Source organism: Sphingobacterium haloxyli, from assembly GCF_002980525.1.
In the GTDB taxonomy this organism is placed as follows: Bacteria; Bacteroidota; Bacteroidia; order Sphingobacteriales; family Sphingobacteriaceae; genus Sphingobacterium; species Sphingobacterium haloxyli.
Map to the genome: position 1 here is coordinate 21,146 of NZ_PVBQ01000012.1, position 12,075 is coordinate 33,220.

The following is a 12,075-nucleotide window of genomic DNA, read 5'->3' on the forward strand; positions in this document are numbered from 1 at the left end:
TTTTGTTTAATAATGTTTTATTTAGTTATATTTGATTGTGTATTTACAGAATACCATTATAAATCTTCTTTTGATGACACAGAACCAAAATCTATTAAACAATGCAGGGCTGCCGAGACATTTGGCGTGGGGCTATTTAGGTGTTTTAATTTTCATGATGGGCGATGGCGTAGAGCAGGGTTGGCTAAGTCCTTATCTCATCGAACACGGAATGAATATCCAGCAATCCGCTTCTCTTTTTACGATATATGGTATTACTATTGCTATTTCATCCTGGTTTTCGGGGGTTTTGGCAGAGAGTTATGGGCCGCGTAAAGCGATGCTGATGGGCCTGCTCCTTTATATTATTGGAACTATCGGTTTTGTCGGTATCGGGATGGCAAAACTGGATTACGGAGCGATGTTATTTTTCTATGCTATTCGTGGCTTTGGTTATCCGCTATTTGCTTATTCGTTTATGGTGTGGGTTACGTATCGTACTCCCCAAAACATGTTGGGCAGAGCGGTTGGTTGGTTTTGGTTTGTCTTTACCGGCGGCTTGAATGTACTTGGGGCTTACTATTCCAGCTGGGCAATAGGGCGTTTGGGTTATGAAAACACATTATGGAGCTCTATATTTTGGGTTTTGATAGGTGCGTTCTTCGCCTTAGTTCTTAATAAGGATAGGTTCGAAACAAAAACTTCCAAAGAGTCGAAATGGAAAGAATTGGCTAGTGGATTTACGATTGTGAAAAGAGAACCTAAGGTGTTATTGGGTGGAATTGTGCGGGTAATCAATACAACAGCACAGTTTGCGTTTCCTGTATTTCTTCCTGTATATATGGCAGATCATGGCTTTACGACAAAGGAGTGGCTGCAAATATGGGGGACCATTTTTACAAGCAACATCATCTTTAATTTGATTTTTGGTTTCGTGGGTGACCGAATGGGCTGGCAAAACACGATTATGTGGTTTGGCGGGATTGGTTGTGCCATTACAACGGTCCTGTTCTACTACTCGCCGGTATGGTTTGATGGTAGCTACTGGGCAGTTATGGGAGCAGGCGTGGCTTGGGGAGCGTTATTGGCCGGTTATGTCCCTTTATCTGCTTTAGTGCCTTCCTTGGTCAAAGAGGATAAAGGAGCGGCGATGGCTATATTAAATTTAGGTGCTGGACTGCCTGTGTTTGTGGGGCCCGCTCTGGTTGGTGTTTTGATTGGTACGATAGGTAGTGCGGGGGTTATTTGGGTATTGGCGGGGCTTTATGTATTAAGCGCTATCCTGACTAAGTTCATCACCGTAGATAAAGTAGTGGAATGGAAAAAGGTAAAGGAAATAGTTTAAAAAGAATATAAGATTAGCAGATAATGATGAAAGTATTACTAACGGCGCCTTATGAGAACGAGAAAGCGTTGCGGGAATTAGAAGGGTTATTTGATGAAGTCATCTATAGGTCTTGGAAGCCTCATGGGCGGGCGTATAATCCAACAGAATTGAAAGCTTTATTGGATGAAACAGAAGCAAATGCGTTGATATCCGAACATGATGAAATTACAGCAGATGTGCTGCGTGCTAATCCTCATTTGAAATTTGTGGGTATCTGCCGGGGCACGCCCTCTAATATTGACCTGGCGGTTGCTACCGAGTTAGGGATTCCGGTATTTCATACACCTGCGAGAAATGCGCAGGCAGTTGCTGAAATGTTTATCGCTAATGTGATTGCCATCATGCGAAATACATTGCCCGCAATTGATTGGTTAAAAGGTAAGAACTGGGGTGAAGGGGCGCATACGTCTTATTTACAGTTTAAAGGAAATGAATTGGCCGGGAAAAAAGTGGGAATGGTTGGATTTGGAGCAGTAGGACAGTATATAGCGCGGATCTTATCGAGTTTTCCGGCAGAGATTCTTTATTACGATCCGTACTATGAGGATAATAATCCAGAATATAAGAAAGTAGCGTTGGAAGAATTGTTTTCGGTGTGTGATGTGGTGGGAATCCATCTACCCGTGACCACAGAGACCAAAGGTATGATTGATAAAAAATATCTTTCGCTATTGAAAAAAGATGCCATTTTCGTGAACACGGCTCGTGCTACGGTAGTAAATCGGGAAGACCTTTTGGATTTGTTAGAAACAGAACGAATTCGTGGTGCTGTTTTGGATGTATTCTATCAGGAGCCTCCAGATGAGTTAGATTATAAGATGATCCATCATAAAAATGTGTTGGCGACACCGCATATTGCAGGAGCGACCCACGAGGTGGAGGATCATCATGCTTTTATTATGAACAACAATCTACGGGAATTTTTTCACGAAGGTAATAAAACGATCAAACAGCTTGTGAATAAAACGGTTTTGGAAAAACAAACATCAAATTAATATGGCTCAAAAAGAAGCGTATTTAATCGTCGATATTGGCACAGGCAATGCCCGGGTGGGGGTGGCCACGCCAACAGGTGACATACTGGCTATAAAAAGGGAGAATGTACAATACTATTCTGATACCAAATATGAGGAATCTGTTTATTTTAAGCCAGAAGAATTGTGGCAACAGATACTAACATTGGCGGCAGAGGCTTTGGCAGACGCGGGAGAAGTCTACATTAAGGCAGTCACAGCTACGAGCCAGCGCGAAGGAATCGTTGTGATCGATAGCGAAGATCGCTCACTGCTCGGTATGCCCAACATTGATCATCGCGGCCGTAAATGGGAGAGGGAACTGACACAAAAGGACCGTGTATACGAGCTGGCAGGACGTTATCCGACATCCCTGTTTTCTGCCTTTAAGTTGATAGGCCTTCGCAATGTATATCCCGACCTGTTTGAAAAGATGACGTGTTTTATGAGTATTAGTGACTGGATACAGTTTAAGTTTTCAGGCATCACATGTTACGAGCATTCACAGGCATCCGAAACACTACTCTACGATGTTGAGCAGAAGCAGTGGTCTACGGAACTTGTAGCACTATTTGACATACCTAGTGCTGTTCTTCCTGTATTAAAGCAAGCTGGGACAGTATTAGGGAGCGTGCTTCCGAATGTATCAAAAGTATTGCAGATTTCAGCAGAAGCTGTTGTCGTAGTCGGGGGAGGAGATACCCAGTTGGCCATACGCAGTATGGCGCCTTCATCAAACGATGTAGTTATCGTGTCTGGAACGACCACGCCGATTATCAAAATGGTAAATCAATACGAAAAAGATGCGCATCAGCGTACATGGACCAGTCGGCATATTGATGAGTCACATTTCATATTAGAGGCGAATGCGGGCGTAACCGGCTTGAACTATCAGCGCTTAAAAGAGATTTTCTATCCCAATGAGGGGTATGATGTGATTGAACGGGAATTGGACGATACCGATTATTCGATGTGTGTTGCTTCTTTGGGTTCATTGATTGCCGATGAAGATCAGCCTTTAACCAACGGGGGCTTTATTTTTAAGACACCTGTTTCGCATCAGCTGTCACGGGGGAGTTTCGTGTTTTCGATTTTGTGGGATATTGCTTGTTCGATTTACGAAAACTATAAATTCCTATGTGACGTCTCTCGGCACGATGAAGGCTATATATGGGCGTGTGGCGGTGGTCTAGAGAGCAAGAAATTGAGGCAGTTTTTAGCAAATTTATTGGGTAAGAGCATACGGATCAGGGGTACGTACCGACAAGCTTCCGTTTTAGGGGGTGTTTTTGTTTGTAACGATGCCCTCGGCGTGAAAAATATAACACCTACGCTACTGGATGAGGTATTCCCACAGGATCATGAACGATTTGAACAACTGTATGTGGTATGGAAGAACGCACGTAAAACATTTAAACAAATCATTACCTGATGCAAGCTTGTTTTATAGGGATAGATATTGGAACACAGGGGGCTAGGGTGGTTCTCGTCGATCAGCTAGGAAGAATAATCGCTTCTGCTTCTCGGTCCTTTATACTGAATGACATGGCGCGAGAAGAACAATCGCCAATGATGTGGTGGGATACCTGTATAATGTTGATAGATGAGATGATGAATGGTTTGCCTCTTAACATGGATAAGTCGAGTATACAAGCGATTTCTGTCACCTCGACATCGGGAACGGTTATACCATTAGATTCGAATAATCAACCCATTCATGCCGCTCTTATGTATAGCGACGGGAGGTCTGCCGCACAAGGAAAGCGGATTCATAAAATAGCTTTAGAACATATAAAAAGCGGATATTCGGGTTTCAATGCTTCCAGTGGGATTAGTAAAATATGTTGGTTTATGGAGGCCTATCCTGACAAGAGCGACACGATAGCTTTATGGGTTCATGCGGCTGACTATATCGTGGGACAGCTGTCGGGGCAGTACCAAATAACCGATTATACCAATGTGTTGAAATCGGGCTATGATTTAGAACACCTGGAATGGCCTCCTTATTTGACAAATGAACTTGGCGTAAAAAAGGAATGGTTACAAAATGTTGTGCCATCAGGTACAGTTGTAGGGTCATTGAGGACGAATTTAGCCATGCATTGGGGGTTGAAAGATGTACGCGTAGTGGTCGGGATGACGGACGGTTGTGCCAGCCAAATTGCATCGGGAGCCGTGAAACCGGGTGATTGGAGCACCACTATCGGCACCACGTTGGTCATTAAAGGTGTAACGAAACATCAGGTAATCGATCCTTTAGGAAGGTTATACAGCCATCGACACCCGGAGGGCTATTGGATGCCAGGTGGGGCAAGCAACACAGGGGCAGATTGGATTACAATGAACTTCCCGTCGGATATCGCGAAATGGAATCAAGCGGCCGAGAAATTGATTCCGACCGGTAAAGTCGCCTGGCCATTGCTACAAGAAGGGGAGCGCTATCCAGTATCGGCATCGCATGCGAGAGCGATTATCCCCAAGGGGATATCAAAACAGGAATTATATGCTGCAAATCTAGAGGGCGTGGCGTGTATTGAACGGCTTGCTTACGAGATTATCGAAGAGCTCTCAGGAGAAAAAATAGATGCGGTTTATACGGCGGGCGGAGGGAGCAATAGTGATGTGTGGTTAAGGATAAGGGCGTCAGTACTGAATGTTCCTATCTATAAATGCAAAGCAGCAAGCGGCGCGTTGGGTGCGGCAATCATGGCTGCTTCCAATACGTATTACCGATCCGTCACGGAAGCCGCTTCGCAGATGACCGCGATGGAGAAAGAGGTTTATCCTGATGATCGACTGGTTGTTCAATACGAAAGACAATACCAACAGTTTAAACAGAAGCTTAAAGGATTAAATTATTTATAAATGGTTACAATTTGTTTGCTCAGACATGGCGAAACATCGTTTAACGCCGACGGAAATAGATACTGTGGACGAACGGATGTTGATTTAACAGAACGAGGTATTTCTCAGGCAAAGAGAATGTATGAATCGTTGGAAAGGTACCGCTTTGATGCTGTGTATTCTTCACCATTGCAAAGAGCTCGAAAGACGGCGGAAATCGTTTCTGGTCGTGCCAATAATTTATTTGTTGACGATCGTTTGATAGAGGTCGATTTCGGTGAGTGGGAGGGTTTGCGTCCAGAAGAATTTCAAACAAATGGCGCTAAATCCTGGGAGAACTGGTTGGCTGCTCCCGAGCGATTTGCGGCGGGTAGGACGGGAGAGACGGCTATGCAGGTGGTTTCCCGGCTACGGTCTTTTTATAATGAATTGGTAGCGAACTATAGCGGAAAAACCGTCTTGGTTGTCGGACATAACGGGGTGAACCGGTTGTTCTTAGCGAGCCAACTAGGGATGCCGCTGAAGAACTATCGACGCTTGGTTCAAGAAAATTCAGCGCTGACGCTACTCACTTTATCGCGACATCAAGGGTGTCAATTACTGAAATTAAACGCTTAGATAAATAGATTTATTCATTAACAAAATTATATTATGAAAAGAATTTTACGTCCAATCGTACTCTTCCTCTCCTTTATCTTGATGTTCTCTTCTGTAACTGCTCAAAAGCTTCATAAACTAAATTTTGGCAATGTAAAGGAGATGTATGCTTACTTTAGATATGAGCCTGGTAAAAAAATTATTAGCGGGCATCGCGGAACAATGGAGAGGGGGCTTCCTGAAAATTCTATCGCAGCGATGAAAGAAGTACTGAAACATACGCCGGCGATTTTTGAGATCGACCCGCGTTTATCCAAAGACGGTGTGGCGGTTATGGTTCACGACGCAACCTTAGACCGTACCACCACGGGAACTGGAAAAGTTGCTGACTATACCTGGAAAGAGCTCAAAAAAATGCGATTGAAGGATCGCGATGGCAACCCCACTAAATATCGTATCAACACGCTTGACGAAATGATTAAATGGGCAAAAGGAAAGACTGTACTCAACCTGGATAAAAAGGATCTGCCGCTGGAGGTAACAGCGGAGATAATCCGGAAACATAATGCCTATAAATGGGTGTGGGTGACGGTGCATAATATAGAACAAGCGAGATTTTACTTGGATAAAAATCCCAACCAATACCTATCTATGCATATAAAAGACAAAAAAGCGTTAGAAGAATTTAAAGCTTCTGGACTGCCTTATAATCGGATGATAGTGTATATCGGACCTGAAATAAAGGAAGATAACCAAGCGATGTATGATTTCTTCAAATCCAAGGGTGTGATGTGCATGATATCGACCGCGCCAACGTACGATAAACTACCAACCAAAGAGGGCCGCGCAAAGAAATATCGCGCTGTGTTTGCCGACGGTGCGACGGTATTGGAGTCTGATTTACCTATTGAGGTGAGTGAGGCGATAAAATAGTGGGTGTAAATACATTAAAAAAAGTTATATTTTATTTTATTATAAACCTAATAGTAGTTAAACAACCGTATTAACATATAGTTTTATGCATTATTTCACCGTTAATATATATCAATTTAATAGTATGTTAATATGGGTAGTGTATTTTTGAAACATTATTTAACAATATTAAATGTTATTAAACTTTGTGACGAAGTGATAAAGAGATAGCGTATGCCTTTCAACTATCAAATCATTTATTAAACATAAAAGAGTATGAAAAAGAAAACCGATTTACTCAGTATCCTAACGATGATCTTTATGTGCGCGTATGCGCAACAAAGTAGGATCGTGACGGGGGCTGTGGAGGGAGCAGACGGAGCACCACTACAGAGTGCCACAGTATCGGTTTCTACGGGAGTAACGACAACAACAAATCCAAATGGTGAGTTTTCAGTAAGCGTAAATAGAGGAGACGTGATTACCGTCAGCCTCATTGGCTACAAAGAAGAGATATTCCTTTACAAGGACGAAAAATCCTTGCGATTTGTTTTGGCTGCCGACGAGAAAAATTTGGACGAAGTAGTGGTCATCGGATATGGCACGACTAAGAGGAGAGATTTAGTGGGAGCGGTCGATCAGATCAGCGGCGATAAGTTACAGAACCGGGGAAACATGAATATTTCTCGTGCTTTGCAGGGCCAGATGCCAGGATTGAATATCAGTATGCGGGACGGGAAGCCATCCAGAGGTGCTACCTTGAATATCCGTGGTCAGGGGAGTATTGGAGCAGGAGGGTCTGCGCTAATTTTAATAGATGGTGTTGAGGGGGATATGACCACGGTAAATCCGGACGATGTAGAAAGTGTATCAGTTTTGAAGGATGCTTCTTCCGCGGCTATTTACGGTGCCAGGGGCGCGTTTGGGGTTGTACTTATTACCACCAAAAAAGCGAAGCAAGGTAAGCCGAGGGTGAGCTACAGTGGCGGATATACAGTCAATGATAGGATTGTGAAAATGGAAAATAATATCGTAGACAATGGATTAGAATGGACAGATGGCTGGTATAAAGCTTATATGGAAGGGATGGATTTGGGCACACCTCCTGCCGGCATTAATAATGTTTTTAAATATTCGACGGATTGGTACAATGAGCTAGTAAAGCGAAACGCAGACGATTCGTTTGAGAAGATGCGGGTGAATAGTCTTGGGGAGTATGAATATTTTGGGAATACGAATTGGTTTGATGTCATTTATAAAGATTATAATCTAAGCAGTGAGCACAACGTCTCTGTAACAGGAGGGGGTGACAATGCTAATTATTACGTTTCGGGCAGAGTCTACGATCAGGACGGAATATATAATGCAGGTAATGAAAACTATAGACAATACAATTTCCGTGCGAAAGGAGAGGTTAAAATTTTGCCTAATTTAGTATTAAATAACAATACCGATTTCATTCGTCGTAATATACACCAGCCGATGGTGATGTACGACAGGCAATTGTTACCGAGGATGTTGGAACACCAAGGATATCCCATGACTTTGGAGAAAAATCTCGATGGCACTTGGACAGAGGCTGCTGTATATATGGGGTGGGCAGGCTTTGTAGAGGGTACTTCTTATCAGAAGAACAATAAATTTGATTTGCGTAACACGACTACATTAACTTACGATATTATACCAAAGAGCTTAATTGCAAAAGCAGACTTTACCTATCTTTATAATCATTCGGATAGAACGCGGGTAGAAAATATGTATGATTTTTATACCGGGCCGGCTATTATGAAGTCCAGACAAACATTCAGCTCGCTGGAAGTTTGGAACTACACAAATCAATATATAGCATCCAATGCGACATTAAATTATATTCCCCAATTTAACAATGAGGATCATTCTTTGAATATACTTGCGGGATTTAATATCGAAGAGAAAATAACAAGAAACCAAATGGCTTACCGGCGAGGCTTGCTCTATCCAGATAAGCCAAGCTTTGCGTTGATGGACGGTGATTTTTATACCCTCAATCAAACAGGTGAGGAGTGGGCGTATGCTGGAGCTTTATTTAGGGTGAATTATAACTATAAAGGAAAATATTTAGCAGAATTCAGTGGACGCTACGACGGGTCGTCAAAATTCCCGATTAATCAACAATGGGGATTTTTCCCTTCGGCTTCTATAGCGTGGAGAGCATCGGACGAATCGTTCATCAAGGATAATGTCAATTGGATTTCGGATTTGAAATTTAGGGCTTCGGTAGGAAGTTTAGGCAACGGAAATGTGAACCCTTTTCTGTTCATTCCTACGATGAATATTGCTCGGACCTCTTTTATTATCAATGACGGATTGGCGCCCTACACGTATATGCCTGCCAACATCCCAGAATCCCTAACATGGGAACGCTCCACAACTTACGACGTGGGTGTAGATCTTAATGTCCTCAATAACCGGATGTCTATGGTATTCGATTATTACCATCGTTATACGACCGATATGTTTACGCTCGGACCCGAGTTGCCACATGTGTTTGGTGCAACGGTGCCGAGAGGTAACTATGCAGATCTAAAGACTAAAGGTTGGGAGGTCTCATTGGAATGGAGAGATCAGTTCTCTTTGGCAGGGAAACCTTTTAACTATGGTGTCAGAGGGATGCTGTGGGACAACAGAAGTTGGGTCACAAAGTTTAACAATAAAGAAAAGCTGTTGTCGATGACCTACTACGAAGGAATGGAGATCGGCGAGATATGGGGATATTCCGTTGGAGGTTTGTTCTAGGACCAAGATGATATAAACAATTACGGCGTGGACCAATCGCGGATTCCTGTGTCTGGTAGTAATATTTTAAAACCTGGTGATATGAAATTTCTAGATCTGAATGGAGACGGAGAGATCAATCAAGGCGCAAACACCGTGGACGATCCAGGGGATAGAAGGATTATTGGAAACTCGTCAATCAGAATGCAGTACGGGTTTCACGTGAACATGTCTTGGAATAATGTTGGGTTAAGTGCTTTTTTCCAAGGGATCGGTAGGAGAGACTGGTATCCAGCGAGGGAGTCTGCTTACTTCTGGGGGCAGTATAGCAGACCGTATGGCTATATGTTGAAAGAGCACGTGGGTGATAATGTGTGGACGGAGGAGAACCAAAATGAAAATGCGTACTGGCCGCGCTACAGGGGATACCTGGCTCAGAATGCGAACCGAGCCATGACCGTAACCAACGATAGATTTTTGCAGAATGCGGCCTATTTGAGATTGAAGAACTTTCAAATCGATTATACATTGAGGCAGTCATTCGCGTCCAAATATGGTTTTCAGCAAGTGAAAGTTTTCGTTTCGGGTGAAAATGTATTCACTTGGTCTCCCCTTTACAAACGAACGAAGAGTTTTGACCCGGAGGTTATCCATGCGGGAGACACGGACTTTAGGTCGACCTCAGGTACAGATGGGGATGGATACGGTTATCCAATGCTCAGAACGTTTTCATTGGGGTTAAATCTAACATTGTAAACAACGAGATATGAAGAAGATATTTTTTCTATATGGCATGCTGTTATTAGGGATGACAACATCATGCGAGAAATTTTTGACGAGGGAGCCGGAAAATGAAATAGGTTCCATAAATTTTATGACAAAAGAGGCCGATCTAGAGCTGTATGCCAATGGTTTTATCCAACGGCATATGCCCAGCGAAGAGGCCTTGGCATGGGGGGATCAATATAGTGATATTACAGCGACGAGAACTTCTACATCATTTTTGATACGAGATACTTGGACGGCAGATCTGCAAGGTGGATGGAGTGGGGGATCCAGTGGTACCTGGTCTGAACTTCGAAATGTAAATTATTTCTTAGACAACCTGCCTAAGGCTCGAGCTAACGTGTCAGATGAAGTCTATCGCCACTATGAGGGGGTCGGTCGATTTTGGAGGGCATATTTCTATTATGGAATGGTACAGACTTTTGGCGATGTGCCTTGGTATGAAAAAGCGTTAGAAGTGGATGAACAAGAGCTACTTATGAAACCGCGAGATAGTCGTGAATATGTTATGCAAAAAGTGCTGGAAGATTTGAATTTTGCTAGTGAAAATTGCTCCATAGATCCAAAATATGTGGCGAGTTCAACCGTAGTTAATAAATGGGTGGCTTTGGCATTCAAATCTAGAGTTTGCTTGTTTGAAGGAACATATCGTAAATACCACCCCAAAAATCCGTCCACTGGGAAAGACTGGGAAAATGGCGGTCAAAGCGTCGATTTGTTTTTGAGAGAAGCGGTGAATGCGGCACAGATCTTAATGGATGCGCAGGTTTATGGATTGGTAAACAACTCTTCCAATGTAAGTACACAATACAGGTCTTTGTTTACTTCGGAGGCACTAAATACCCGAGAAGTTATTTTGGGAATCAAGTTTCAGACAGATGTGCGTATGCACTCGATGACCTGGAAACTCTTCTCGGCTTCCTTTGGTAATAACTGGTCGTTGACCCAAGATTTCGTAAACCACTATCTTCATTTGGATGGCTCGCGTTTTACTGACGATCCAAATTATATGACGAAAAATTATCAGGAGAATTTTGTAAACCGCGACAATAGGTTAAAACAGACGGTTGTTGGCCCGGATTATGAACGACGAGTAGGCGGAGCAGTACGAGAAGATGCTCCGAATTTCGCGTTGACATCTACAGGCTATCAATTGATCAAATGGGCTATTGACGACGATGTGCATGTAGGTATCGCTACATCCAACAATTCCGTATCCATGTTCCGGTATGCCGAGGTGCTGCTAAACTATGCCGAAGCCAAAGCTGAACTTGGGGAATTTGGTATATCCGAATGGAATAACTCTATCCGGGTATTGCGGGAGCGTGCCGGAGTAGACGGCGCTCCACCAACCTCCGTTGATCCATATTTGGCTAATTATTACCACAATGTGTCAGATATGTGGTTATTGGAAATTAGAAGAGAAAGGACGGTAGAATTAGTACATGAAAATCTACGATATGATGACCTTATGCGATGGAGATTGGGAGAAAAAACTGCGCAGACCTGGAATGGAATTTATTTTGCTGCAAAAGATACACCTTATGATTTGAACAATGATGGAATTATGGATGTAGCCGTTGTAGATGCGGAACCTCCGGCAGCCTCTAGAGTGCCTGGTGTCGTGTATGTGGTATTAGGATCGACTTATAGGCTGACAAATGGCACATCGGGGAATTTACAGTTTGGATTTCAACAAAGCCGTGAATGGTCTGAAAGAAAATATCTCAGACCGATCCCTACAACTGCGCTACAAATGAATAATAATCTTGAACAAAACTACCACTGGAAGTAAAATATTGT

The 12,075-nt window shown here is 43.1% G+C and carries 9 protein-coding genes; all 9 read left to right on the plus strand.

The window, feature by feature from the left end; translation table 11 throughout:
• Positions 1-73: 73 nt before the first annotated feature.
• The 9 genes from C5745_RS14420 (at position 74) to C5745_RS14455 (ending at position 12,067) form a co-directional block, all read left to right on the plus strand.
• Positions 74-1,324 carry an MFS transporter gene (locus tag C5745_RS14420; RefSeq protein ID WP_105717716.1) on the plus strand — a complete coding sequence of 417 codons (1,251 nt, stop codon included), beginning with the start codon at positions 74-76 and terminating at the stop codon, positions 1,322-1,324.
• Between the two features lie 23 nt (positions 1,325-1,347).
• Positions 1,348-2,361 (plus strand): 2-hydroxyacid dehydrogenase, encoded by a 1,014-nt coding sequence (locus C5745_RS14425; RefSeq protein WP_243403356.1) that lies wholly within the window; start codon positions 1,348-1,350, stop codon positions 2,359-2,361.
• A gap of 1 nt (position 2,362) precedes the next feature.
• Positions 2,363-3,811: an FGGY-family carbohydrate kinase gene (locus C5745_RS14430; RefSeq protein ID WP_105717717.1), complete on the plus strand. Its 1,449-nt coding sequence runs from the start codon at positions 2,363-2,365 to the stop codon at positions 3,809-3,811.
• Entirely contained in the window at positions 3,811-5,244 is a 1,434-nt protein-coding gene (locus C5745_RS14435; protein WP_105717718.1) for an FGGY-family carbohydrate kinase, read from the plus strand. Before C5745_RS14430 ends, C5745_RS14435 begins: the two co-directional genes overlap by 1 nt.
• The gene (locus C5745_RS14440; protein ID WP_105717719.1) at positions 5,245-5,841 is read left to right on the plus strand and encodes a histidine phosphatase family protein; all 597 of its coding nucleotides are present in this window, start codon (positions 5,245-5,247) and stop codon (positions 5,839-5,841) included. It abuts the gene before it with no gap.
• A 33-nt stretch (positions 5,842-5,874) separates the two neighbouring features.
• Positions 5,875-6,753, plus strand: coding sequence for a glycerophosphodiester phosphodiesterase family protein (locus C5745_RS14445; protein ID WP_105717720.1), 879 nt, complete (start codon positions 5,875-5,877; stop codon positions 6,751-6,753).
• A gap of 255 nt (positions 6,754-7,008) precedes the next feature.
• Positions 7,009-9,507, plus strand: a complete 2,499-nt coding sequence (locus C5745_RS14450; protein WP_207795812.1) for a SusC/RagA family TonB-linked outer membrane protein — start codon at positions 7,009-7,011, stop codon at positions 9,505-9,507.
• A gap of 81 nt (positions 9,508-9,588) precedes the next feature.
• The gene (locus C5745_RS20500; protein ID WP_207795813.1) at positions 9,589-10,242 is read left to right on the plus strand and encodes a hypothetical protein; all 654 of its coding nucleotides are present in this window, start codon (positions 9,589-9,591) and stop codon (positions 10,240-10,242) included.
• 10 nt (positions 10,243-10,252) lie between these two features.
• Positions 10,253-12,067, plus strand: a complete 1,815-nt coding sequence (locus tag C5745_RS14455) for a RagB/SusD family nutrient uptake outer membrane protein (RefSeq protein ID WP_105717721.1) — start codon at positions 10,253-10,255, stop codon at positions 12,065-12,067.
• Positions 12,068-12,075: the final 8 nt, after the last annotated feature.